Below are 25,654 nucleotides of genomic sequence, written 5' to 3'. Positions count from 1 at the left end.
TTGTTGTGCCGGGTGGTGGCTTTGCCTTACCCGGCTTACGGTCGAAAAATCCAGGCCGGGCAAGCGAAGCGCCCCCGGCGACCCACGATTACGCCTTTTCCGCCAGCAGTTGGTTTGCCAGCGCTTTCAGTTCCGGCAGATAGCGTTCATCTACCGGAGCAAAGGGTTTACGGCACAGTGGAATAGAAACCACATCCATATAGTGCAGTACTGTTTTCAGGCCGCGGAACACGCCAACCTTAATAAGCAGATCGATAACCTTATTGCACTCGGTTTGCAGCTTTTGCGCCGTGCGAATGTCACCTTCTTTGAGCGCTTTCACAATTCCCTGATAACGCCATCCCATGATGTTGTAAGTGCTACCGATACCACCATCTGCGCCTGCTAGCAGTCCAGAAGCGAAGATCTCGTCATAACCGTTATAAAGCACCAGATCGGGATGAGCGCGGCGGATCTGTTCCATCTGATAGAGATCGCCAGAAGTTTGCTTCAGTGCGCCAACGCCCGGCAACGTCACCAGCGTGTTGATCTGATCCAGCGTCAGTTTTACGCCGCTCAGTGCCGGGATGTTATAGACCACCATCGGTAAGCCATCGGCGGAATCGATAATTGCGCGGTAGTGATCGCAGTGCTCTTCAAAGCTGAACGGATAGTAAAACGGCGTGACGGCCGAAACCGCATCAAATCCGTATCGATGCGCAGCGCTCGCCAGCTGTTGACTCTCTTCGGTGCTCACCGTGCCAACATGGGCGATCAGCGTCACCTTGCCTTTTGCTTCTTCAGCAACAATTTCCAGAACCTGCTCTCTTTCAGCGCGGTTCTGGACAAAAGCCTCACCCGTTGAGCCACCGACATACAGCCCATCGATCCCCTGACCAATGTTGAAACGCACCAGACGGCGCAGGCTCTCGATGTCCAGTTTCTGTTGGTTATCGAATGGAGTTAACAACGCTGGCATTACGCCTTTTAAATTTCTTGCCATAACGACCTCTGACGATGATTAGTGTTATCTGACTGCATACCTTTATACCTGTTATACCAGATCAAATAAGCAGCAATACAATAGAGAACGCTTATAGTGCGATCTACCTCACTAAACACTTCATCCTTCGAGCCGCCTCTGCGTTGGCTGCGTTCGCTCACCCCTGTCACATAGTTATCTATGCTCCAGGGGACTCGCTCTCTTGCCGCCTTGATGCAACTTGAATGATTTTGGGTTTAAAAGATCGTCAGGATCGCGATTACTTACGCAATTTTTTACTTTTGCTGAAGGCGTGCCAGGTTGCGGAAACGCTATTGAGATGTTCTTGCAGTGCACGGTCTGCTTCTTCAGGATCGCGCTGACGAATCGCATCGACAATAGCGATATGCTGCTGATAACTCACGTTATTGTGTTCATACAATTCTTGATCGGCAACGGCCGGACGGGCAGCAATTAACCAGTCTAACAGCGCAACATGGATCGCCATAAAGATGGGATTGCCCGGGATCTCCGCCAGTACGCGGTGAAAATCAACGTCCGAACGGATGAACAACGTATTGTCATCGAGCGACTGGCTGTTGATCTCCAACGCTTTCGCCAGCCTGTCGATTTGCTCATCTGTCGCATGTTCGGCGGCGTATCGAACCAGGCTTGATTCAAAGAACAGTCGCAACTGCTCGAAGTGGGCAATGCCGCCGGGATGTGCGAGGAAATCTTTCGCCATACCAGACAGCTCGCTGATGATGGTATCAGCTGAAGGACGCGAAACGCGGGCGCGCTCGCCGTTGTTGATTTGTACCAGACCTTTGCGTTTTAACGCGGCCAGCGCTTCTCGTACAGAAGGACGGCCCACGTTAAAGAAGGCCATCAGCTCCCGTTCAGACGGCAACTGTTCGCCCTCGCCAAATTCCCGACGACGAATCATCTGCTCCAGTTCTTCCTCAACCATTTCAGACAGTTTTTTACGCGCCAGCGGGCGATTGCGTAAGCTACGGCCAATGGTGGATGGAGAGTCTTCAGCTTGCGAATCAAATGCGTTCATAGGGTCCATTCAGCTAAGTCGTGGTGACAAACAACAGCGGGTTTATCCTAACACAGGATCGAAAGCAGGGTGAAATGATGGTCGATCCGCCCCCGCTGGCTTATTGATAATATACGTAACAGCAATATTATTTTAAGCGAGTATCTTCCGCCTATTTTTAATTTAATAGAGTTATATCATCTTCATGAAATTTATGAACATTAACGTGATAATTTATCATAACCATCTATTTTATAACGATAAATAATTAAACCCTTGAATTAAAAATAAGATATTCACTCCATAAAAAATGCCCAGAAAAATATAACATCCGTTGGGATAACAGCGTTATTACCGGATTTATCTTCTTCTCTGGCATGGAGTGAAACAATGTTCGGCATCATTATCTCTGTCATCGTTTTATTAACGATGGGTTACTTGATCCTCAAAAACTACAAACCGCAGGTCGTGCTGGCCGCCGCCGGGATCTTCCTGATGATCTGCGGCGTCTGGCTGGGCTACGGCGTGTTGGTCGCTGACGATAAGAGCAGTGGCTATCTACTGGTCGATATTTACAACGAAATTTTGCGTATGCTCTCCAACCGCGCGGCCGGACTGGGTTTATCAATCATGGCGGTGGGTGGTTATGCCCGTTATATGGACAGAATGGGAGCCAGCAGAGCGATGGTTAGCCTGTTAAGCCGCCCGCTCAAGCTAATCCGCTCACCCTATGTTGTGCTTGCCGCCACCTATGTGATTGGTCAGATCATGGCGCAATTTATTACCAGCGCATCCGGGTTAGGTATGTTGCTGATGGTGACGCTATTCCCAACGCTGGTCAGTCTTGGCGTGAGCCGTTTATCCGCTGTTGCGGTCATTGCCACTTCGATGTCGATTGAATGGGGCATTCTGGAAACCAACTCTATTTTTGCCGCGCAGGTCGCGGGTATGAAAATCGCCACTTATTTCTTTCAATACCAGTTGCCCGTCGCGTCGTGTGTCATTGTCGCCGTCGCCATTGCGCATTTTTTCGTTCAGCGTCAGTTTGATAAAAAAGCCGCACAGGAAAGCAACGGATTTGCTGAACAAAAGACGCTGGAAAACGTACCTCCGCTCTATTACGCCATTCTACCCGTCATGCCGCTGATCCTGATGCTGGGCTCGCTTGCCCTTGCGCAAATGGGGCTAATGAAAGCAGAGTTGAATCTGGTGGTGGTGATGTTGATGAGCATGACGCTGACTATGTTTGTTGAATTCCTGCATAAACATAATCTGCGCGAAACGATGGATGATGTGCAGGCTTTTTTTGACGGCATGGGGACGCAGTTTGCCAACGTTGTCACGCTGGTGGTCGCCGGTGAAATCTTTGCGAAAGGGTTGACGACTATCGGGACTGTCGACGCCGTAATAAAAGGCGCAGAGCATTCCGGTCTTGGCGGCATTGGCGTGATGATCATCATGGCGATGGTCATCGCCGCCTGTGCGATTGTCATGGGGTCAGGCAACGCACCGTTTATGTCTTTTGCCAGCCTCATTCCGGATATTGCCGCCGGGCTGCATATTCCTGCAGTAGTGATGATTATGCCGATGCATTTTGCCACTACGCTTGCCCGCGCGGTGTCACCCATAACCGCTGTAATTGTCGTGACATCAGGTATTGCCGGCGTGTCGCCCTTTGAAGTAGTAAAACGTACAGCAATCCCGATGGCAGTAGGATTTGTGGTGAATATGGTAGCCACCATCGCGCTGTTTTACTGATCCCGAAGCCAGAAAACAGAACAGGCCCGAAAGGGCCTGTTTTTTTATTTCACTATTTATTTCACTACGCGCAGCGCTGGACGCCCACCGCGAGGTGGCGGCGGAGTGTCATCAGGATCGTTGTCGTCGCCATTGTCAGGCTTATCGCCATCAATGACCGACATGACTGTTTCACTCTCAAAACCAGACGCGTCGTTGTCGTCATCATTTAAGCTGGCGACATCTTCATCGTAGGCGGCTTCCGGTTCGAACATCGTACCAGCGCCATTTTCACGTGCATAAATTGCCAGAACAGCAGCCAACGGCACAGACACCTGACGCGGCACACCACCGAAGCGCGCGTTAAAGCGCACTTCATCGTTAGCCAGTTCCAGGTTGCCCACCGCACGCGGTGCAATATTCAGAACAATTTGCCCGTCACGCGCATATTCCATTGGAACCTGCACGTCCTGGAGCGTCACATCCACCACCAGATGCGGCGTGAGCTGGTTGTCTAGCAACCACTCATAGAATGCGCGCAGCAGATACGGACGGCGTGGTGTTAGCTGTGGCAAATCCATACAGGTTAACCCCGGCCCAGACGCATTTCACGTTCAGGCTCAGTCAGAGAAGCCAGGAAAGAGTCACGTTCGAAGACGCGAGTCATGTACCCTTTCAGTTCTTTCGAACCTGCACCGTTGAATTCAATACCCAGCTGCGGTAAACGCCACAGCAGCGGCGCCAGGTAACAGTCTACCAGGCTGAACTCATCGCTCAGGAAGTAAGGTTTCTGGCCAAATACTGGCGCAATTGCCAGCAGTTCTTCGCGCAGACGCTTACGCGCGACTTCGGCTTCAGATGCAGAACCGTTCACGATGACATTCATCAGCGTGTACCAGTCTTTTTCAATACGCTGCATGTACAGGCGGCTTTCACCACGCGCAACCGGGTAAACCGGCATCAGCGGCGGATGCGGGAAGCGCTCATCCAGGTATTCCATAATGATGCGAGATTCCCACAGGGTCAGCTCACGATCCACCAGTGTCGGTACGCTCTGATTCGGGTTGAGGTCGATCAGATCCTGAGGTGGATTGTCCTTTTCCACGTGCTCAATCTCGAAACTAACACCTTTCTCAGCCAGCACAATGCGGACCTGATGGCTATAGATGTCAGTAGGACCAGAAAACAGCGTCATTACCGAACGTTTGTTGGCAGCGACAGCCATGAAAACCTCCAGGTATATTCAGAATTTTTACTGCTACCAGCCACTCAGTGGCCAGCCAGAAGTGATGTCACCCAGACTCGGGAAAGTCATTGCTGTTCAAAATACAAACAAAAAATGAACGATACCGGACATTTGGGCAGAAAATTGGATGATAGTTTACCAGATTTTGTGACCTTTGTGGTGAGTCGATTCTTGAAATGGGGGAAAAAGAGGTGGCAATCAGCGGATTACCGTGGATCTGAGGCGAAAAATAACGATAAAAAAACCCGCCAAAGCGGGTTTTTTCGCAAATTGTCGTCTGCCGAAGCAGAGTACAATTAACGTTTGGAGAACTGAGGACGACGACGTGCTTTACGCAGACCGACTTTCTTACGTTCAACCTGACGAGCATCACGGGTAACGAAGCCAGCTTTACGCAGTTCGCCACGCAGGGACTCGTCGTACTCCATCAGAGCGCGGGTGATACCGTGACGGATCGCACCAGCCTGACCAGAGATACCACCACCTTTAACAGTGATGTACAGATCCAGTTTCTCAACCATGTCGACCAGTTCCAGCGGCTGACGAACTACCATGCGGGCAGTTTCACGACCGAAGTACTGTTCCAGAGAACGTTGGTTGATTACGATTTTACCACTGCCCGGTTTGATGAAAACGCGAGCTGCGGAACTTTTGCGGCGACCAGTGCCGTAGTATTGATTTTCAGCCATTGCCTATAATCCCGATTAGATGTCAAGAACTTGCGGTTGCTGTGCCGCGTGGTTGTGCTCGTTGCCAGCGTAAACTTTCAGTTTACGGAACATAGCACGACCCAGCGGGCCTTTTGGCAGCATGCCTTTAACCGCGATTTCAAGCACACGCTCAGGACGGCGAGCAATCATCTCTTCAAAGGTCGCTTGTTTGATACCACCGATGTGGCCGGTGTGGTGATAGTACACTTTGTCAGTACGCTTGTTGCCGGTTACAGCAACTTTGTCAGCGTTCAGAACGATGATGTAATCACCGGTATCTACGTGCGGAGTGTATTCCGCTTTGTGCTTACCGCGCAGGCGCAGAGCCAGTTCGGAAGCCAGACGGCCCAGAGTTTTACCGGTCGCGTCAACAACATACCAGTCGCGTTTTACGGTTTCTGGTTTAGCTGTAAAAGTTTTCATTAAAAGCTTACCCAAATAAATAAGTTACACGTTGGTGAACACCCAAACGTTTTGTCAGTTGAGGTTCACACGACATTGTCCAGCAAACCTACCCCTTCGAATAGCCTATGCCGGCGCATAGAAAGTTTTGGGAAAAAAACTCTCTCGTAACGTGGGGTCGCAAGATTATAGAGAAGTCAGGGTCAAAGATCGACCCCTTTATGTGATTTGCGGCAGGTTTAACCGGCTAAATGTTCCCGCTTCAGATACTCTTCGCTTTGCATCTCCTGCAAACGCGACAAACAGCGCTGAAATTCAAACTTCAGACGCTCGCCCTGATAAATTTCATAGAGTGGCGATGCCGCGCTGACCACCAGCTTGACGTGGCGTTCGTAGAACTCATCCACCAATGCGATAAAGCGCCGCGCTTCACTCTCCATCAGCGGAGTCATGACCGGCACATCAGACAACAGTACCGTGTGAAACAAACGCGACAGCGCAATGTAGTCATGCTGGCTACGCGCATCGACACAGAGCGTGGTAAATGACACCGCCAGCGTTTGGTTTTCGACGGCCAGCGTCTGCATCGGACGATGATTGATCACCAGCGTCGGCGCATGTTCACCTTTGGTTCCCGCTAATGCCAGCCAGAGTTTATCCATCTGTTGGCGGGTTTCCTCATTCAGTGGCGACAGCCACAAATGCGCCTGCGTTAAGGTGCGCAGACGATAATCGACGCCAGCATCAACATTCATGATGTCGCAATGCTGTTTGATAGCATCAATGGCAGGAAGAAAACGCGCGCGTTGTAAACCGTTGCGATACAGCTCGTCTGGCGGAATATTGGAGGTCGCCACCAGCGTAATGCCACGGGCAAACAGTGCCTTCATCAGGCCGCCGAGTAGCATGGCGTCGGTAATATCAGAAACAAAAAATTCGTCAAAGCACAGCACGTCCGTTTCGGCCTTAAAGCGATCGGCGATGATTTCCAGCGGATCGCTCTGCCCCTGTAAGGCAGTAAGCTCTTCATGCACACGCAGCATAAAACGATGAAAGTGCAAACGTTGTTTACGTTCGCCCGGCAGACTATGGTAGAACAGATCCATCAGCCAGGTTTTTCCGCGCCCAACTCCGCCCCACATATATAAACCACGCACCGGTGTGTTGATCGGCGACTCACGCTTGCCCAGCAATTTGCCAAAACGCGCCATCAGTCCGCTCTCCTGCGGCGCAGGTCGCGCTGGCGTCGTAAGTGCCTGGAAAATTGTTTCCAGTCGATTCACGGCTTCTTGTTGTACATTGTCGGGCTGATGACTGCCGTCGTTGAGGGCTTGCAGGTAACGCGATGTCGGGGAAAGGCTTTGCATGATGTTATTGTTATTCCTTGAGAATCGATGTGCCGTCGCTCACGGTTGACGAAAAAAAGGCCGTTCTACATTACGTGATATAAACACGGGATTCCACTTCTACGGGATTAGCGGTTATAGTGGCATAATCAGGCGCAGGCATGGAGCCTAAAGCCAACACCCTACGGAAACACAAGACAACGGGAGATGTTCATGACCTGGGAATATGCGCTAATTGGGTTAGTCGTCGGTATCATTATTGGTGCTGTAGCCATGCGTTTTGGTAATCGGAAATTACGCCAACAGCAGGCATTGCAGTACGAACTGGAAAAAAATAAAGCTGAGCTGGAAGAGTACCGTGAAGAACTGGTGAGCCACTTTGCCCGCAGCGCTGAATTGCTGGATAACATGGCGGACGATTATCGTCAGATTTACCAGCACATGGCGAAAAGCTCCAGCAACCTGCTGCCGGGTATGTCGCCAGAAAACAACCCGTTCCGTAATCGTCTGGCAGAGTCTGAAGCAGGCAACGATCAGGCGCCGGTTCAGATGCCACGTGACTATTCTGAAGGGGCATCTGGCCTGCTGCGTAGTGGCGCAAAGCGCGACTAACCGCACATCGTTAAGAAATTTATTGGGCGCAGCAATTGCGCCCTCCGCTTCTCTTCCCGTCCCAGCTATTATTTAGTCGTTAGCCTCATTGTGACCAAACCGAAAATTCAATAACATCAAACTGTTTTGAATCATCTTCCGTTTACTCAAGGTACGAGAGCAGGATCCATGAAAAAACAAACCCAGCTGTTGAGTGCATTAGCGTTAAGTGTCGGGTTAACTCTCTCGGCGCCATTCCCGGCCGTTGCGTCGATTCCCGGCCAGGTTCCCGGTCAGGCTGCGCTCCCCAGCCTCGCCCCGATGCTGGAGAAAGTGTTGCCAGCCGTGGTGAGTGTAAGGGTCGAAGGCACCGCCACTCAGGGGCAGAAAGTCCCGGAAGAGTTCAAAAAGTTTTTTGGTGATGAACTTCCCGATCAACCTTCCCAACCTTTTGAAGGACTGGGTTCAGGTGTCATTATTGATGCCGCCAAAGGCTACGTCCTGACCAATAACCACGTTATTAATCAGGCGCAAAAAATCAGCGTTCAGCTTAATGATGGTCGTGAGTTCGACGCAAAGCTTATTGGCAGCGACGATCAGAGCGATATCGCACTGCTACAAATTCAACACCCCAGCAACCTGACGCAAATTGCCATTGCTGACTCTGATAAACTCCGCGTGGGTGATTTCGCGGTGGCTGTGGGTAACCCGTTCGGTTTGGGTCAAACAGCCACCTCCGGGATTGTATCGGCTTTGGGTCGCAGTGGGTTGAACCTGGAAGGTCTGGAAAACTTTATTCAGACTGACGCCTCTATCAACCGCGGTAACTCCGGCGGCGCATTGCTTAACCTCAACGGTGAGCTGATCGGTATTAACACCGCGATTCTGGCCCCCGGTGGCGGCAGCATCGGTATTGGTTTTGCAATCCCGAGCAACATGGCGCGCACGCTGGCACAGCAGCTGATGCAGTTTGGTGAAATCAAACGCGGTCTGTTGGGCATCAAAGGCACCGAGATGACTTCCGATATCGCCAAAGCGTTCAAACTGGACGTACAGCGTGGCGCGTTTGTCAGTGAGGTTCTGCCTAACTCCGGCTCCGCAAAAGCGGGGGTGAAATCAGGTGACGTCATTACCAGTCTCAACGGTAAACCGCTTAACAGCTTCGCCGAACTTCGTTCACGTATTGCGACAACCGAACCAGGGACCAAAGTCAAACTGGGCCTGCTACGTAACGGTAAACCGCTGGAGGTTGAAGTCACCCTCGATACCAGCACATCATCGTCCGCCAGCGCAGAGATGATTGCGCCTGCGTTGCAAGGGGCCACGCTCAGCGACGGTCAGTTAAAAGACGGTACCAAAGGCATCAGAATTGATAACGTTGAAAAAAGCAGCCCTGCCGCACAGGCCGGACTGCATAAAGATGACGTTATTATTGGCGTTAACCGCGATCGCGTAAACTCGATCGCTGAAATGCGTAAAGTGCTGGAAGCGAAACCGTCGATCATTGCCCTGCAGGTGGTGCGCGGTAACGAGAGTATTTACCTGCTCCTGCGTTAACGCATGCAACCGGACATCAGCCCCTCGTGTGATGTCCGGTAAACTCGTGATATGCTGCAGCCGTTCCCTTTATTAATGACGCCGCCATCATGTTTGTGAAGCTTTTACGTTCGGTCGCGATTGGTTTAATCGTCGGCGCTATTCTGCTGGCCGCGATGCCCTCGCTGCGCAAAATTAATACGCTTACCGCACCGCAGTTCGACAGTGCAGATGAAACGCCCGCCAGCTATAACCCGGCGGTTCGCCGTGCAGCACCTGCCGTCGTTAACGTTTATAACCGCAGTATGAACAGCACAGCACATAACCAGCTTGAGATCCGCACGCTCGGCTCAGGCGTTATCATGGATCAGCGCGGCTATATCATTACCAATAAGCACGTCATTAACGATGCAGACCAAATCATCGTCGCATTGCAGGACGGTCGCGTATTTGAAGCGCTGCTTGTGGGGTCTGATACGTTAACCGACCTTGCGGTGCTGAAAATCAACGCCACTGGTGGACTGCCGACAATTCCAATTAATAACAAACGCGTACCGCACATCGGCGATGTGGTTCTCGCAATCGGGAACCCGTACAACCTCGGGCAAACCATCACTCAGGGGATTATCAGTGCCACCGGTCGTATTGGCCTGAACCCGACGGGACGGCAAAACTTCCTGCAAACCGATGCCTCCATCAACCACGGTAACTCCGGCGGCGCGCTGGTCAACTCGCTGGGCGAGTTGATGGGTATTAACACCCTGTCATTTGATAAGAGCAACGATGGCGAAACCCCGGAAGGGATCGGCTTTGCTATTCCTTTTCAACTGGCAACCAAAATCATGGATAAGCTGATTCGTGACGGGCGCGTGATTCGCGGCTATATCGGCATCAGCGGCCGAGAAATTGCGCCACTGCACGCCCAGGGCGGCGGGATGGATCAAATTCAGGGGATTGTGGTTAACGAAGTAGCCCCGGACGGTCCGGCAGCACAGGCAGGTATTCAGGTTAACGATCTGATTATCTCGGTCAATAACAAACCGGCGGTATCTGCACTGGAAACGATGGACCAGGTGGCAGAGATTCGACCAGGTTCAGTTATCTCCGTGGTCGTGATGCGCGATGACAAGCAGTTGACGCTGCAGGTCACGATTCAGGAATATCCGGCGACCAACTAATACGGATATAAAAAAACCGGAGCAAGTGCTCCGGTTTTTTACTTTTGGGCAGTTCGTTACTTAACGAACTCTTCGCCCAGAGTGATATCTTTCTTCAGCGTATCCAGCATACCTTCCAGCGCAGCTTGTTCAAACGCGCTCAGCTTGCCGATAGACTGACGCTCTTCTACGCCGTTTTTGCCCAGCAGCAGCGGCTGAGAGAAGAAGCGAGCATACTGGCCATCGCCTTCAACGTAAGCACATTCAACCACACCTTTTTCGCCGCTCAGTGCGCGAACCAGTGACAGTCCGAAACGTGCTGCGGCCTGACCCATAGACAGGGTTGCAGATCCGCCACCGGCTTTAGCTTCCACAACTTCAGTACCCGCATTCTGGATACGTTTGGTCAGGTCAGCTGCTTCTTGCTCGGTGAAGCTTACGCCAGGAATTTGTGACAGCAGCGGCAGAATGGTCACGCCAGAGTGGCCGCCAATAACCGGGACTTCAACGTCGCCAGGCTGCTTGCCTTTCAGTTCCGCAACAAAGGTGTTGGAGCGGATGATGTCCAGCGTGGTCACGCCAAACAGTTTGTTCTTATCGTATACGCCTGCTTTTTTCAGGACTTCTGCAGCGATAGCAACGGTCGTGTTCACCGGGTTGGTGATGATACCGATACATGCTTTCGGACAGGTTTTAGCAACCTGCTGCACCAGATTCTTCACGATACCGGCGTTGACGTTGAACAGGTCGGAACGATCCATACCCGGTTTACGTGCGACGCCCGCAGAGATCAGTACCACATCAGCACCTTCCAGTGCAGGGGTAGCGTCTTCGCCGCTGAAGCCTTTGATTTTCACAGCAGTAGGGATATGGCTCAAATCAACGGCCACACCAGGTGTTACTGGAGCGATGTCGTACAGGGAGAGTTCTGAACCTGAAGGCAGTTGGGTTTTTAACAGTAATGCTAGCGCCTGACCGATACCACCAGCAGCGCCGAGGACTGCAACTTTCATCCTAAACTCCTTATTATATTGATAAGCAAAATGTCTATTGCTCCGCGGCGGCGACCTTAATTCACAAATCCAACGAATACAACAACCACGCGTCAAGAATGCGTAGTCACGCAAATTTGGCTTTTATGCATTTAACTTACGTAAAATAAAACCTAAGTTACGTAATTCAAAACCACCCGCACAGTAGAGCAACTTTCCAACAGGTGCTGACAATATACCCTACCCACCTCTCAAAACAACATCAATTTGATAACATTTAATTTACTTTTAACCTTATTTGCGAGCCGTGACACAGGCATGTTTCTTGATAACGAAATTTGATAAAATTCCGCTCTTTCATAACATTATTTCAGCCTTGAACAAGGCAGATTGTTTGCATAAAAATTCATCTGTATGCACAATAATGTTGTTTCTACCGCCATATTACGGGTGACTTATGCGAAGCTCGGCAAAACAAGAAGAATTAGTAAAGGCGTTTAAAGCGCTGCTTAAAGAAGAAAAGTTCAGCTCTCAAGGCGAAATCGTCCTCGCATTGCAGGATCAGGGCTTTGATAATATCAATCAGTCCAAGGTTTCACGCATGCTGACCAAATTTGGCGCCGTGCGTACCCGCAATGCGAAAATGGAAATGGTGTACTGTCTTCCGGCGGAGCTGGGCGTGCCTACGACCTCCAGTCCGCTGAAAAATCTGGTGCTGGATATCGACTATAACGATGCGGTCGTGGTTATTCATACCAGTCCTGGCGCTGCTCAGTTGATTGCACGTCTGCTGGACTCATTGGGGAAAGCGGAAGGTATCCTGGGTACGATTGCCGGTGACGATACCATCTTCACCACCCCAGCTAAGGGTTTTACGGTAAAAGATCTGTACGAAGCCATTCTGGAACTGTTCGAACAAGAACTGTAATACCGCCTCCCCGTCGCCTCGCGGCGGGGGAAAACACTCTCTTTCTACCCCCTTCCGTCTATTTTTAACTGCTATGCATTTAACAAATGGTGCGTTTAACCGTCAAAAACCATTCACACAGTGAATATGAAGGCTTAAAAACGCACATTTTGCAAAAAACTATATCCAATTGATTTTATTTAATTTATTTATTTTAAAATGTTCGAAACGCTCTTTTTAATTCCATTTGGTTATAAAAAATATATTTCTTAACACTTACTACCCATAGAAACAATTAGCGTGGTATTAATTTATTAGGTTATTAGTGTATACTTGATTTTGTGATGAGGGTCACGAAACGTAGACCCCTATAAAAGAATTCGACGAGGTAAATATCATGAAAATCAAAACTACTATTGCAACCTTAAGCCTTCTTTCTGTTCTCTCCTTCGGTGCAAGCGCCGCAGTTACTCAGGTGAACTCACAAGAAGCACAGAATCTGCAATCTATGGGTAGCATCTCCGTATCTCAAATCGGTAGTTCACCAATGGACATGCGTCAGGCCATCGCCGCTAAGGCTGAAAAAGCAGGCGCCAGCAGCTATCGCGTCACCGAACTCCGTGAAGGTGCTCACTGGCACGCTACTGCAGAACTCTACAAATAAACCCTCGTCGTCTAAGTCCGACGACTTGCCCCCGCCTGCCGGGGGCTTTTTTATGTCTTACATTGAGTGACGAACGTTAAAACGCAACTGCCCTTCCAGCTCTTCTTCCGCTTCATCGAACAGTAAAATCAGCGCGCCGTATCGCCTGCGCAGCTTGTCCGGTAAATGGACAAATTCAATCTCCAGCGGCAACGGTAAAACTTCCCCGATAACCACCTCCCACAGAGAATCTAAATCAACCACCTTCTCCCTGGCGAGACCGAACGTGCGCGTAAACTCGCGATAGAAATCACCCTGGTCTTCTATCTCGTCAAAATCAAATGTATAGATATTCATCTATAGCCACCATCCCGACGCCAGCCACTCTACAGACCGCCAATATGTAGGGGTCTCTCGCATTTTCAGGTAAGTATAGCCATAAAAAAACCGACGCTTTTAGCGTCGGTTTTCAACTCTTAATTACTGACCAGCGCATGCTGGTATTTGTGCAACATCCCACTGAGTCGTTTTACCGGCTCGGTCACCTGTGGTGGTGCTTGCCAGATGATTAATTTCTCCTGATAGATCTCAAGCTCTTCCAGCAACTGGCTAAAGTAGCGTCGGCGCTTGTCGTCATTTCCTGCAGAAATCACGCGATCGGCAGTGCGTCGAAGCTGGCGATGGAATGCGGAGAGATCTTCGTTTACCGGCACCGGCGCATCGCGCAGGCGCTGATGCGCGATGATCATGGTCAGCGCCAGGCGAAACTTCGCCAGGTCGCCCGGAAATTTGTTCATCAGCAAAAACAGCTGCTGATAAAGCGCCGGGAGGTGGTTTTCTTTACGACGTACCACGTTGGTGGTCATCGCTGAAACCGCCGCCGAGACAAACTGGTTGAGCAACACACGACCCGTTCTGTCACGAGAGTTATCACGCACCAGCAGAATAACGATAAACGCCAACATGCAGCCAACAATCTGCCCCAGCGCACTGTCCAGGAACTGGCTAAAGTGGAAGGTCATCGGGTTATCCAGCACGATGATATTAATGGTGCTGGCCAGCGCCCCCATCGAACCCAGCCGTCGTTTCTGTACTTCAATCCCCAGAAAGAATCCCAGCACTGCCAGGCTCAGGCACAGCAACAACATGCTTTGCTGCGTATTAGGGATAATCACCAGGAAATAGAGTGCCCCGAGCGGTAACGCCGCCAACGTACCGTAGATAAAGTCTATCGCCACCATGCGCGGGTTGGGCAAACGCATTGCCAGCGAGGTGACGACCGCAATCATCACCATTGCGCCGCTGCCGGATGTCCAGCCGGTCCACAGCCAGAATAAGGTTCCCAGCACACAAGAAAGCGTGGTGCGCCAAAAGTTAACCATCGCATGGTGACGCTCGGCAGATTCCACTTTCACCACCGGTTCACCTTGCAGGATCTCTTCTTCGATAGCGCTAATTTTGGTGTTGCTGACAACTCCACGTTTAAGTAACAGATAGCGCGTTGCCGCCCCGGCCCAGGTGTAAATTGTGACAGGTGTGTCACGTTCACCGGTCCATGCAATCACCCGACGCATCCGCTTCAGCTGTTTATGGACATCCTGTACCGTTTCAACCGGCGTATCGAATAACTCGCGGAAGGTATCGGTGATCAGTTCTGGTCGGGTATTCTGAATAAGATAGGTTTCGCAGGATTGTGTGATAAGCGTAAGCGACAGCGTATTCAATGCCTTGAGTCTGCGGTTAGCCCGCACCCAGCGCGAGGACTCCATATTCAGGTTACTACGCATGCCTTCCAGCGCCGCCGTACGCCGGACTAAATCTCCCCAGGCTTTGTCCACTTCCTCACTGTCGCCATGCTTAATGCACAGCTGCATAAGCTGATATTGCGCCACCAGCAGGCTATCCAGTTCGACATCAATCTCCTGTTTCACCGAACGGGGCGAAAAGAGCAGGTCGGCAACAATGGCACAGACAATACCCATCACAATTTCACTACAGCGTTCGAGCGCAAATTGCGGCGTCAGCAGCGGTTCAGCCTGGATAGTAATGACGATGATCAGCGCCGTATAGCCTGAAAGCCCCCAGGCATAAGAGTTTTCGATCTTCACTAACGACGAGATCCAGGTACAAAAACCGGCCCAGATACAACACACCAGGATCATCAATAGCGGGGCGCGGATCATGCTGATGATAATGATCAGGGCGGCAATACAGCCGATAAATGTCCCGACAATACGCAACATGCCTCGATAGCGGATAGCACCTGAATAAGGTTCTCCGCCAGCGGCAAAGGCCGGACCTGCAGCCACAATGGCCGCGGTCAGCACCGCCCAGCGCGGGGTCTCAAGCTGGAAGTGAAAGCCAACGAACAGCGCCAGTACAATCGCGCAGGCCAGTTTTACCGCAAAGCGGATATGCTGGTTGGCAATGGAGAAAATACCCATCGCGATTAACCAAACTCGCGCAGGCGGTGCGCCATTTTACGGAAGAAAGATTCCTGGCTGGCATCGCGATCCTGCTTGCCGGTAATGACGACGGTCGCAGTCGTCCCGGCAGGCCACAAGGTTCCCTGCTGCTCATCAAGACGAATTCGCACCGGCACACGCTGCGCCAGGCGCACCCATTCAAGATTGGAATCAATGGTCGCCATACCCTTGGCGTCCCGCGTGCTGCTGGCATTCGTTACGCCAGCCGCCACACTATCAACCGTGCCCTTCAGCACATTATTACTGCCAAGCGGGGTGATTTCAGCGCGATACCCAGGGCGGACGCCTTCCAGTTTGGTTTCTTCCATATACGCCAGCACATAGAAAGAATGCTGTTTGACCAATGCCACCGCCGTGGAACCGCGCGTGATAAATTCGCCGCTATAGACGTTCAGGTTAGTCACCCAGCCGTCTGCTGGCGCGCGGATAACGGTACGTTCCAGATCTAATTTCGCCAGATCGCGGGTCGCTTGCGCCTTCGCAAGCTGGTGTAATACGGTTTGCAGGACGTTGTTTGATTGGTCAATCTCTTCACGAGACATAGCCTGCACGCCCAATCGGTTACGACGACCGGCCTCCTGGCGTTTTTCCTGCGCCAGTACCTGATAATAGGCCACGTCAGCTTCGGCCTGCTCGAGGGCTTTCTTATAGCGTGGCTGGTCGATAGTGAACAGGATCTGATCCTTTTTCACCAGTTGGTTATCATGGATGTTAACGTTGGTAATAAGGCCCGCAACATCCGGCGCAATCGCGACGACATCGGCGCTGAAACGCGCATCACGCGTCCACGGCGACTCGGTGTAGAACACCCATGCGCGGAAAATAGCGATGAAAGCCAGAATGACCAGTATCACGGTAATGGCCGTGCGGGAGAGTTTTCTTGTTAGTGTTTTCACTTCAACCTCAAACGAACAGGCGCGTTATTAAATAGAACAGACAGCAATACAGCGCGGTGTTAAACAGAGCCGGATGCCAGACAAAATCATAGATGCCAGTCGGAACAAGCACCCGGCGCACCAGCCAGAAAATCGCCAGTGACAAAAGTAATTCGAAAAAAATCGGTGGTAAGGACAGACCAAACACCACGATAACGGGAAACAGACTCATGTTGACCTTGGTAACGTAAGAGAGTGCAGATGATAGATTTTCTAGCGTATGTCACCGCAGAGAAGGGCAAGGATGAGCCAGGCGAGAGCGACATAGCCGTTATTTGAATAATAATATATTAACGTAACTGTTATGCTGTTATCTATATTATGTGATCTAAATCACTTTTAAGCCAGAGTGAACAATGGAACGATTAAAACGTATGTCGGTGTTCGCCAAAGTTGTCGAAATGGGCTCCTTCACCGCCGCCGCAAGACAGCTACAAATGAGCGTTTCATCGATAAGCCAGACGGTCTCAAAACTGGAAGATGAGCTACAAGTCAAGCTGCTAAACCGCAGCACGCGTAGCATTGGGCTAACTGAAGCCGGTAAAATTTATTATCAGGGCTGCCGGAGAATGCTGCACGAAGCGCAGGATGTTCACGAGCAACTCTATGCCTTTAACAACACGCCCATCGGCACTCTGCGCATTGGCTGTTCTTCAACTATGGCACAAAATGTCCTCGCCGGATTAACCGCCACGATGCTGAAAGAGTATCCGGGATTGACGGTAAATCTGGTGACCGGCATCCCGGCCCCGGATTTAATCGCTGATGGTCTGGACGTGGTTATCCGCGTCGGCGCGTTGCAGGACTCCAGCCTGTTTTCACGCCGTTTGGGGGCTATGCCGATGGTGGTCTGCGCGGCGAAAAGCTATCTCGCACAGTTTGGCACCCCAGAGAAACCTGCCGATCTCAGCAACCACTCGTGGCTGGAATACAGCGTGCGCCCGGATAATGAATTCGAGCTTATCGCTCCGGAAGGAATTTCCACCCGCCTGATCCCAGAGGGTCGTTTTGTGACTAACGATCCGATGACATTGGTGCGCTGGCTGGCCGCAGGCGCGGGCATTGCCTATGTACCGCTGATGTGGGTGATCAATGAGATCAATCGTGGCGAAGTGGAGATTCTGCTTCCCCGCTACCAGTCGGATCCGCGTCCGGTCTATGCGCTGTATACCGAAAAAGACAAATTGCCGCTCAAGGTGCAGGTGGTGATTAACTATCTGACAGACTATTTTGTCGATGTAGCGCAGCTGTTTCAGGGAATGTACGGTCGGGGAAAAGAGAAATAAAAAAAGTGTAGGCCGGATAAGGCATTGACGCCGCATCCGGAAAGATGCCCGATGGCACTGGTGCTTATCGGGCATACATCATGATGTTATGCGGTGCCACCCACGGTCAGGTTATCCACCTTCAGCGTGGGCTGGCCCACGCCCACCGGCAGGCTCTGCCCTTCTTTACCGCACACGCCAACCCCGTTATCCAGTTTCAGGTCGTTACCCACCATCGAAATCTGCTGCATCGCTTCGATACCAGAGCCAATCAGCGTCGCGCCTTTCACCGGTTTGGTGACTTTACCGTTTTCAATCAGATATGCTTCAGACGTAGAGAACACAAATTTTCCGGAGGTGATATCCACCTGGCCGCCGCCGAAGTTAGGCGCATAAATACCGTATTCAACGGATTCGATGATTTCCTGCGGCGTAGATTTCCCCGGCAGCATATAGGTGTTGGTCATACGTGGCATCGGCAGGTGCGCGTAAGATTCGCGGCGACCGTTACCCGTTGGCGCAACGCCCATCAGGCGCGCATTCAGTTTGTCCTGCATGTAGCCTTTCAGAATACCGTTTTCGATCAGCACGTTGTACTGACCCGGCGTGCCTTCATCATCAATAGCCACAGAGCCACGACGGTCCGCCATTGTGCCATCATCCACAACGGTGCACAGTTCTGACGCTACCAGCTCACCCATGTGACCGCTGAATACCGAGGTACCACGGCGGTTAAAGTCGCCTTCCAGACCATGACCGACCGCTTCATGCAGCAGAACGCCAGGCCAGCCAGCGCCGAGTACTACCGGCAGCGTACCAGCAGGCGCAGCTACCGCTGAGAGATTAACCAACGCCATGCGTACGGCTTCTTTCGCCCATGCGTCAGCACGAACTTCACCATCAAGGTCGCCCAGGAAATAGTCATAGCCAAAACGACCGCCGCCACCGCTGGCGCCGCGCTCGCGCTTACCGTCCTCTTCCACCTGTACGCTTACGGACAGGCGTACCAGCGGGCGAACGTCAGCGGCCAGCGTACCGTCGATCGCTGCTACCAGGATCAGTTCATAAACACCGGTCAGGCTGGCGGTTACTTCCTGGACGCGCTTGTCGGCGGCACGCGCCACGCTGTCTACGCGGCGCAGAATATCCAGTTTCTCTTCGCGGCTCATGCTCTGCAGGGGATCAACCGAGGTGTAAAGTGCCTGATGCTCCACAGCTCCCAGCGTTTTTACTTTGCCGTCACCGCTGTCACGCACGATAGTACGGGCAGCATGAGCACTCTGCTCCAGCGCCAGCAGGCTAATCTGGTCTGCATAGGCAAACCCTGTTTTTTCGCCGCTGATGGCGCGCACGCCAACGCCCTGATCGATATTGTAAGAACCATCTTTAATGATGCGGTCTTCTAAAACCCAGGATTCGTGATAGCTCGACTGAAAATAGAGATCGCCGTAATCAAGACGGCGTTCGGCCAGTTGGCCCAGGATGGCAAACAGATCCTGATGTTTCAGGCCATTTGCCGCTAGCAATTGTTCACTTACCAGGTTCAGACTCATCGTTTTGCTACTCATTAGTTACTGTTGTAGGCCTGATAAAACGCGCCAGCGTCGCCATCAGGCACTTCAATGCCGGATGGCGGCGTGAACGCCTTATCCGGCCTACGGACTGCGGTAGAGGATCTATGTTGAGATTGGGGCAATTACTCGCCCCCGTCAAATTATTGCTGGCTTTCTTTGCGCGGCTGACGCAGAACTTCGTTAATCTGCGGCTTATCGACCGGACCGGTGATGCGATAGCGCAGAATCGACACTTTGCTCCACAATGGTCCCAGAACCTTACTGGCAGCAAACACCGCCGCGCCGACAATCGGATTGACAGCAAACGCAGCGGCAACGCCTACGGTGGCAGAAATTTCCGGCGCGACAATGGCTTCCATATCCAGCTCCCGGCGTACCAGGTTCACCGAGCCTTTCATCGCAATGTCTGCCTCCAGACCGTCCACCAGCGTGTCATCGGTATGCATCACGCCATCTTTGATCCAGGCCGTGCTGCGAATCGAGTCGAAATAGAAACCTTCGCTGAAGGTGTCGCTGAAATCAAAACGCAGTTTACGCAGCAACGCATCAAAGCTTAGCAGTCGCAATAGTTGCCCCGCATGTCCGGTGCTGAGTTCAGTAAGCTCACCTTTGCCCAACCGGGTACGCAAAATCCCATTCAGCGAAGCTTCATCTGGATCCCATGGCGGGTTACGCCAGTGCAGGTCATACTCCACGTTGAACGAAGAGTTACGAATCGGGGTCGATACACCAAAGAAACTGGCAGCGGAGTCAATTTTACTGCCGCTCAGTTTACCCTTCAGTGACGTTCGTTCTTTGCCCGGCGCGTTCACCCACACGCCATCGGTGGTCAGTCTGGCAAAGCCTGTATCCAACAGACCGTTACTCAGCGTTAGCGTGTCGCCTTTAATCGCCACATCGGCATCAATACGCCCATATTTCTGTCCCCACATCCAGCACTCGGCACAGCGTAACTGAACATCCGGCCAGCCGCGGAAGCTGACGTTGTCCACGGCGGAAAACGGCGAGGCTGGAGTACTATTCAGTGGTGCTTTCGTCGGCGACGCTTTCGCCGCGCTGGGGTTGTAATAAAGATACTTAATATTGGCCAGCCACGGCGCATTATTGCGCATAGCCAGCGTGGCATTAATTTCACGTCCCTGCGCCTGCACGATGGAGCCATTGCTCGCAGGCTCAGACACGATACTCAAGTTATTCCACTGCTGACCGCCCAGGGATAACGATGGCGTACGCACCGTGATGCGCTGCGGGAAGTTGGCGTTGGTGCCAACGTTATCTGCTGCGCCTTTCTGGAACAACGCCAGCCATTGCGCGCCATCCATAGGGGGAAGGTTAAGCTCAATGCCTTGCTGATCGGGTAACGCGGGCACGGTGCGGCTTTCCGACGTCCAGATTGCGCGGTCAAGCGTCAGTTTCTGATTCAGCAACCAGCGGCTGTTAAAGTGGTTCTTACTGCCCGCGTTGCCGGTCAGTTCAAAACTGCGCAGATTGCCGTTGGCCTTAACGTTCACCGGTAATGCCTCACCGGCTGCCTTATTCAGCGGAGCAGGTAAGTGACTACTTACATTCTTCAGGTCGCCTTTAAGCTCAATGTCGTAGGTCGGTCCGGCATGATACGGAAGATCGATACCCACCTTGCCATTCCACGCCATGCTACCGCTTAAGGCATCGTTGACCTGCGCCGGTAAAATCCCCATGCGGGTTGGCTGCCAGTCGCCTTGCAGGTTCACGGCTACCTGATAGGCTTTCGCCCCTTCGGTGGTGGAGAAGTCGACGTTCAGCGGCTGATTAAACCAGTTCGCCGTCATCGGCTCGCTCTTCAGATCGCCGTTGATAAAGCTGAATTTACCATTCAAATTCTTCAGCGTGCTGTCGAGCGGTTTAATAAACAGGCTGTTATTACGCAGGTTGACATCGCCTTTGGCGGTAACCAGCGAGCCGTCTAGCGGAATATCCAGATGTAAGCGAGCATTCACATCGCCGTCAATCTGCAACTGCTCAAGCGTGGCGCCGAGGGAGTCCTTCAACGGCGTCTCATCAAAATAAGGTCCGACCGCCTTGCCCGGCCCGTTGATATCGGCATCAATCAGCAGTTTTTCTTTAGCATAGTCGGGGATATTGGCCGTCAGATTACTGGCCTTCACGCCGCCCAGATTAACGCTATCCGTCTTCATCCACAGACCATCGTTAATGAAGTTCAGTTCAATATTGAGATCGGTTAGCGCAGGCCAGTCGGGCTGGAAAGCAAATTTCGCGTTACGTAGCGGCACCAGGACCTGAAATTGCCCTTCGTTGTGCAGATACGGGAACAGATGCGGGTTACCGCCATACACCAGCGTGGCGTTATCCGCTTCACCGCCCTGAATAGCACCGCTGAGGTAGTCAACCAGCTCTTTGCCCATCAGGTTTTCCGGGAAATAGCGCCAGGCCTGAGAGCCGTCGTCGGTGCTAATGCCAGCCAGAATGCCTAACCACGGTTCATCTCCAGTGGGCTGCAGATAGCGAAAACCACCGCGCGCGCGTACCGCTTTCGCTTTAACATCGATGTTGCGCCCATCTAACTGAAAACCTTTATCATTTTTCAGCCAGCTTAGCGTCGCTACGCCGTTCTCTATTTCCAGCGGCGCGCGGAAGACAGTTTCATACGGCATTTTGGCTTGCTTCATGGAGGCGGTGAGCGCCCCATTTTCAACACTGCCCGCAAGCGTACCGGAGAAATGTTCTGCCCCCGGCAGCAGCTTCCACTGTTTCCAGGCCAAATCGGTCCACGATGACAGGAAGCGGGTTTTTTCTGACGCCTGTAACGGGATATCCAGCGCCAACACATCGATCTTGCCACTTGGTTGCGTGGCCCGCCAGATATCACCCAACGCTGGTGATAACCTGGACGCCATCGGACGTAGCCCTTCTAACCCGGCCAGTTCCAGATTGCTGGCGCGAATGCGTAACTCGTCGCTGCGTTTGTTATTCTCGCCACCGACTTCCTGCTCAGGGATCCATGCCAGCGTTAATGCACCGCTCGGCCAGGGTTTATCATCCATGGTAATACGAGTATCGGGAATAGAGAATTGCCAGCCCGCCTCTTCACGGCTGATGTGCGCTGTCAGATTATCGACGGAGAGCGTGTGCGTACGATTTTCACCCAGCCAACTTGCTCCACCTTTTTTCAGCCAGACATCGCCCCCGGAGACGACGCCTTTATTGATCGTCATCCATGCTTCCAGGCTAAAACGCGCGGTTTGTAGCGCGACATTATCCTGCATCCATTTGCCCAGCCATGGTTTGACGTCGATGTCGTCTGCCTGCAGCCAGACCCGACCGTTATTCAACAGCCCTTCGTCATCACGCAGATCCATACGCACCTGCATAACGCCGTGCTGTCCGGTCAGGCTGGAGAGGCTGACCTGACCCTCGGCGCGATGCCGATTTTTACCGTTCAGCCAGGTAAGCTGTGGGATCGCCAGTTCAGCACGTTGACCTGAGAGGGTTATAAAGCTGATATGACTGTCGCGTAGATCGAAATGATCAAACTGACGCAGGAAGAGATTGCTGAGATGGTCGGTTTCAATTCCATCTCCGCCTTCACTACGCTGGATAGGAGTATTGGTGCGCAACTGCAGTTGCCAAAAGGTGAGATCGCGAAACTGCCAACGCATGTGCAGCAAACTTTGCCAGACATCCAGCGCCAGCGTGACGCGTTTTACCGAAAATTCTCCCCCATCTTTTAGCTGCGCATGGATATTACGCGCTTCAAGCGTAGGACCGAAATTTTGCCAGCTGGCAGAAAGCTGACTGGCGGAAACAGGTAGACCTGTAGCGGATTCAATCTTGCCAAGAATGGCTGGACGCCAGCTATCAAGATGAGGTAACGCAAGGCGCAGTCCACTGACCAGCAGCGCTGCGATGACAACGAATGCGGCTCCAGTGAGCAGTAATATCCCCGGCAATCGCCTCACGCACCTCTCCTTGTCTACCAAAAAATATGACTCACACCCCTTGAGTGAATATTGCCGGATGACGGCGCTTGCGCCTTATCCGGCCTACATGCGCGGGTGCCACTACACGATTTACATCATGACGACGTCGAACTGCTCCTGGTTATACAGCGGTTCGATTTGTACTTTGACCTGTTTGCCGACAAAGATCTCAACCTCCGCCAGCGCATGTGACTCTTCACCTTTCAGGGTTTCAGCCACTGCCGGAGAGGCATAAACCAGGAAACGATCGGAGTCATATGCATGATGTACCCGCACGATTTCGCGCATGATTTCATAACATACGGTTTCCACCGTTTTCACCGTACCACGCCCATGGCAGGTTGGACACTCGTTGCACAATACATGTTCCACGCTTTCACGTGTGCGTTTGCGCGTCATCTCCACCAGGCCCAGCTGTGAAAAACCGTTAATGCTGGTTTTTACGCGATCCTTGCTCAGAGCCTGCTCCAGGGAGTGCAGCACCCGGCGACGGTGATCTTCATTATTCATGTCGATAAAATCGATAATGATAATGCCGCCGAGGTTACGCAGACGCAGCTGACGAGCAATGGCCTGCGTTGCTTCAATATTAGTATTAAAGATAGTGTCGTCGAGATTACGATGCCCAACAAACGCGCCGGTATTGATGTCGACGGTGGTCATCGCTTCAGTTTGATCGATGATCAGATAACCGCCGGACTTCAACTCAACTTTGCGTTCCAGCGCGCGCTGGATTTCATTCTCAACGTCAAAGAGATCAAAAATAGGCTGGCGTCCGCTGTAATGTTCCAGCTTGCTGGTCATCTCGGGGATATATTCCGCCGTAAATTCCAGTAACGCCTCATAGGTCAGACGGGAGTCGACGCGGATGCGGTCAAGCTGCGCATCGGCAAAGTCACGCAACACGCGCTGTGCCAGTGCCAATTCACCGTACATCTGGTAGCGCGTTTGCGGGCGCTTTTTACGCTCCATGACTTTTGTCCAGACGCGCTTCAGGTAGGCAGCATCCGAGGCCAGATCCTCTTCGCATACGCCTTCTGCCGCCGTGCGAATGATGAAGCCACCCTGCTCATCGCAGTAATCCGCCACCACTTTTTTCAGACGTTCGCGTTCCGTTTCGCTTTCGATACGTTGGGATACACCAACGTGCGAAGCCCCCGGCATAAAAACGAGATAACGGGAAGGAAGCGTGATGTCCGTCGTCAGGCGTGCGCCCTTCGTTCCCAACGGATCTTTTACTACCTGCACCATCAGGTCCTGACCCTGGCGCACCAGTTCAGAAATGTCGCGTACGGTGAACTGTTTTTGTTCTTCACCCGCCACGCATTCGGTGTGCGGCATGATGTCAGAAGCGTGAAGAAATGCGGCTTTATCCAGCCCAATATCTACAAAAGCCGCCTGCATACCCGGAAGTACACGACTCACACGACCTTTGTAGATATTGCCTACGATTCCGCGTCGCGCCTCACGTTCAATATGAATTTCCTGCAGAATACCGCCATCAATGTAAGCCACCCGAGTTTCCGATGGCGTTACGTTTACCAACAATTCAGCCGTCATGTTTATCCCTTTTCTCACGCAGTGCGTTAAAATTGGTCAGCAACTCATACGTTTCTACCAGCGGTAAGCCGACTACGGCGTGATAGCTGCCATTTATCTTCCTGACAAAACAGCCACCCAACCCTTGAATACCGTATGCACCTGCTTTATCCATTGGTTCACCGCTGGCAACATAACCCGCGATGTCCTCATCGGTTAGTGCTCTGAATGTCACTTCCGTCACTACCAGGCAGTCCAGACTGTGCTGGCGATCGGCCAGTGCCACGGCCGTCATAACTTGATGCGTCTTGCCCGACAGTTTGCGCAGCATTGCTGCGGCATGGGCAGCGTCGTGCGGTTTTTCCAGCACTTCGCCATTAAGGATAACGATGGTATCCGCACCCAATACCGGCAAATCGCGCGGTGCCAGCGCTACGCCAGCCTGCGCTTTTTCGCGCGCCAGACGCGAAACGTACTGCTGCGCACTTTCCTGCGGGTGCCGCTGTTCTTCAATCCCAGGGATCAGCCGTTCAAACGTAACACCAAGCTGAGCGAGCAACTCCTGACGACGTGGAGAACCTGAAGCAAGATACAGAGTATTCATATCA

Annotated in this window: 23 protein-coding genes; 7 read left to right on the top strand and 16 right to left on the bottom strand. The window is 52.1% G+C overall.

Going from position 1 to position 25,654, the window contains the following annotated elements; genetic code table 11:
- Positions 1-88 precede the first annotated feature (88 nt).
- Together nanA and nanR are read right to left on the bottom strand one after the other, a co-directional pair.
- On the bottom strand, positions 89-982 hold the full coding sequence (nanA, locus tag OGV85_RS17955) for an N-acetylneuraminate lyase (protein WP_003839909.1): 894 nt from the start codon (positions 980-982) through the stop codon (positions 89-91).
- Between the two features lie 259 nt (positions 983-1,241).
- Positions 1,242-2,033 carry a transcriptional regulator NanR gene (nanR, locus tag OGV85_RS17950; RefSeq protein WP_003844825.1) on the bottom strand — a complete coding sequence of 264 codons (792 nt, stop codon included), beginning with the start codon at positions 2,031-2,033 and terminating at the stop codon, positions 1,242-1,244.
- Positions 2,034-2,393: 360 nt separating this feature from the next.
- Here nanR and dcuC point away from each other — a divergent pair, with 360 nt between their 5' ends.
- Positions 2,394-3,761 carry an anaerobic C4-dicarboxylate transporter DcuC gene (gene dcuC / locus OGV85_RS17945; RefSeq protein ID WP_061548608.1) on the top strand — a complete coding sequence of 456 codons (1,368 nt, stop codon included), beginning with the start codon at positions 2,394-2,396 and terminating at the stop codon, positions 3,759-3,761.
- Positions 3,762-3,817: 56 nt separating this feature from the next.
- Here the strand turns inward: dcuC and sspB are convergent, their stop codons facing one another.
- From sspB to zapE, 5 genes are all read right to left on the bottom strand, one after another.
- Entirely contained in the window at positions 3,818-4,321 is a 504-nt protein-coding gene (gene sspB, locus OGV85_RS17940) for a ClpXP protease specificity-enhancing factor (RefSeq protein WP_003025130.1), read from the bottom strand.
- A gap of 5 nt (positions 4,322-4,326) precedes the next feature.
- Positions 4,327-4,965, bottom strand: coding sequence for a stringent starvation protein SspA (gene sspA / locus OGV85_RS17935; RefSeq protein WP_003025132.1), 639 nt, complete (start codon positions 4,963-4,965; stop codon positions 4,327-4,329).
- A 317-nt stretch (positions 4,966-5,282) separates the two neighbouring features.
- On the bottom strand, positions 5,283-5,675 hold the full coding sequence (gene rpsI, locus OGV85_RS17930; protein WP_003025138.1) for a 30S ribosomal protein S9: 393 nt from the start codon (positions 5,673-5,675) through the stop codon (positions 5,283-5,285).
- 15 nt (positions 5,676-5,690) lie between these two features.
- Positions 5,691-6,119: a 50S ribosomal protein L13 gene (rplM, locus tag OGV85_RS17925; protein WP_003025141.1), complete on the bottom strand. Its 429-nt coding sequence runs from the start codon at positions 6,117-6,119 to the stop codon at positions 5,691-5,693.
- A 218-nt stretch (positions 6,120-6,337) separates the two neighbouring features.
- Positions 6,338-7,465 (bottom strand): cell division protein ZapE, encoded by a 1,128-nt coding sequence (gene zapE, locus OGV85_RS17920; protein WP_057063936.1) that lies wholly within the window; start codon positions 7,463-7,465, stop codon positions 6,338-6,340.
- 192 nt (positions 7,466-7,657) lie between these two features.
- On the opposite strand from zapE, the gene zapG reads away from it, so the two are divergent.
- From zapG to degS, 3 genes are all read left to right on the top strand, one after another.
- Positions 7,658-8,056 (top strand): Z-ring associated protein ZapG, encoded by a 399-nt coding sequence (gene zapG, locus OGV85_RS17915; protein ID WP_003025147.1) that lies wholly within the window; start codon positions 7,658-7,660, stop codon positions 8,054-8,056.
- Between the two features lie 168 nt (positions 8,057-8,224).
- Positions 8,225-9,592, top strand: a complete 1,368-nt coding sequence (gene degQ, locus OGV85_RS17910) for a serine endoprotease DegQ (RefSeq protein ID WP_003025151.1) — start codon at positions 8,225-8,227, stop codon at positions 9,590-9,592.
- A gap of 89 nt (positions 9,593-9,681) precedes the next feature.
- Positions 9,682-10,749 (top strand): outer membrane-stress sensor serine endopeptidase DegS, encoded by a 1,068-nt coding sequence (gene degS / locus OGV85_RS17905; RefSeq protein ID WP_003025154.1) that lies wholly within the window; start codon positions 9,682-9,684, stop codon positions 10,747-10,749.
- Positions 10,750-10,805: 56 nt separating this feature from the next.
- On the opposite strand, the gene mdh is transcribed toward degS, so the two are convergent.
- Positions 10,806-11,741: a malate dehydrogenase gene (mdh, locus tag OGV85_RS17900; protein ID WP_003025158.1), complete on the bottom strand. Its 936-nt coding sequence runs from the start codon at positions 11,739-11,741 to the stop codon at positions 10,806-10,808.
- A 436-nt stretch (positions 11,742-12,177) separates the two neighbouring features.
- Between mdh and argR the strand changes: the two genes are divergently transcribed.
- A complete protein-coding gene (argR, locus tag OGV85_RS17895; RefSeq protein WP_003025162.1) occupies positions 12,178-12,648 on the top strand; it encodes a transcriptional regulator ArgR in 471 nt (156 codons plus the stop codon).
- 376 nt (positions 12,649-13,024) lie between these two features.
- The gene (gene yhcN, locus OGV85_RS17890; RefSeq protein ID WP_003025165.1) at positions 13,025-13,291 is read left to right on the top strand and encodes a peroxide/acid stress response protein YhcN; all 267 of its coding nucleotides are present in this window, start codon (positions 13,025-13,027) and stop codon (positions 13,289-13,291) included.
- A 57-nt stretch (positions 13,292-13,348) separates the two neighbouring features.
- Here yhcN and OGV85_RS17885 read toward each other — a convergent pair whose 3' ends face one another.
- The 4 genes from OGV85_RS17885 to aaeX form a co-directional block, all read right to left on the bottom strand.
- Entirely contained in the window at positions 13,349-13,627 is a 279-nt protein-coding gene (locus OGV85_RS17885) for a barstar family protein (protein WP_003025168.1), read from the bottom strand.
- Positions 13,628-13,746: 119 nt separating this feature from the next.
- Positions 13,747-15,714 carry a p-hydroxybenzoic acid efflux pump subunit AaeB gene (gene aaeB / locus OGV85_RS17880; RefSeq protein ID WP_003025171.1) on the bottom strand — a complete coding sequence of 656 codons (1,968 nt, stop codon included), beginning with the start codon at positions 15,712-15,714 and terminating at the stop codon, positions 13,747-13,749.
- A 5-nt stretch (positions 15,715-15,719) separates the two neighbouring features.
- The gene (gene aaeA, locus OGV85_RS17875; protein ID WP_003025174.1) at positions 15,720-16,652 is read right to left on the bottom strand and encodes a p-hydroxybenzoic acid efflux pump subunit AaeA; all 933 of its coding nucleotides are present in this window, start codon (positions 16,650-16,652) and stop codon (positions 15,720-15,722) included.
- A 7-nt stretch (positions 16,653-16,659) separates the two neighbouring features.
- A complete protein-coding gene (gene aaeX, locus OGV85_RS17870; protein ID WP_061548609.1) occupies positions 16,660-16,863 on the bottom strand; it encodes a p-hydroxybenzoic acid efflux pump operon protein AaeX in 204 nt (67 codons plus the stop codon).
- A 184-nt stretch (positions 16,864-17,047) separates the two neighbouring features.
- Between aaeX and aaeR the strand changes: the two genes are divergently transcribed.
- Positions 17,048-17,977 carry an HTH-type transcriptional activator AaeR gene (aaeR, locus tag OGV85_RS17865; protein WP_003839896.1) on the top strand — a complete coding sequence of 310 codons (930 nt, stop codon included), beginning with the start codon at positions 17,048-17,050 and terminating at the stop codon, positions 17,975-17,977.
- An 86-nt stretch (positions 17,978-18,063) separates the two neighbouring features.
- On the opposite strand, the gene tldD is transcribed toward aaeR, so the two are convergent.
- The 4 genes from tldD to OGV85_RS17845 form a co-directional block, all read right to left on the bottom strand.
- The gene (tldD, locus tag OGV85_RS17860; RefSeq protein ID WP_061548610.1) at positions 18,064-19,509 is read right to left on the bottom strand and encodes a metalloprotease TldD; all 1,446 of its coding nucleotides are present in this window, start codon (positions 19,507-19,509) and stop codon (positions 18,064-18,066) included.
- Positions 19,510-19,670: 161 nt separating this feature from the next.
- Positions 19,671-23,486: an AsmA2 domain-containing protein YhdP gene (yhdP, locus tag OGV85_RS17855; protein ID WP_032950330.1), complete on the bottom strand. Its 3,816-nt coding sequence runs from the start codon at positions 23,484-23,486 to the stop codon at positions 19,671-19,673.
- A 111-nt stretch (positions 23,487-23,597) separates the two neighbouring features.
- Positions 23,598-25,067, bottom strand: a complete 1,470-nt coding sequence (gene rng, locus OGV85_RS17850) for a ribonuclease G (protein WP_003025190.1) — start codon at positions 25,065-25,067, stop codon at positions 23,598-23,600.
- Positions 25,057-25,650, bottom strand: coding sequence for a Maf family protein (locus OGV85_RS17845; protein ID WP_061548611.1), 594 nt, complete (start codon positions 25,648-25,650; stop codon positions 25,057-25,059). Before OGV85_RS17845 ends, rng begins: the two co-directional genes overlap by 11 nt.
- Positions 25,651-25,654: the final 4 nt, after the last annotated feature.

Source organism: Citrobacter sp. Cf132 (assembly GCF_030333885.1).
Taxonomy (GTDB): domain Bacteria; phylum Pseudomonadota; class Gammaproteobacteria; order Enterobacterales; family Enterobacteriaceae; genus Citrobacter; species Citrobacter freundii.
Note: the sequence above shows the minus strand (reverse complement) of the source record. Positions and strands in the feature narration are given on the sequence as shown.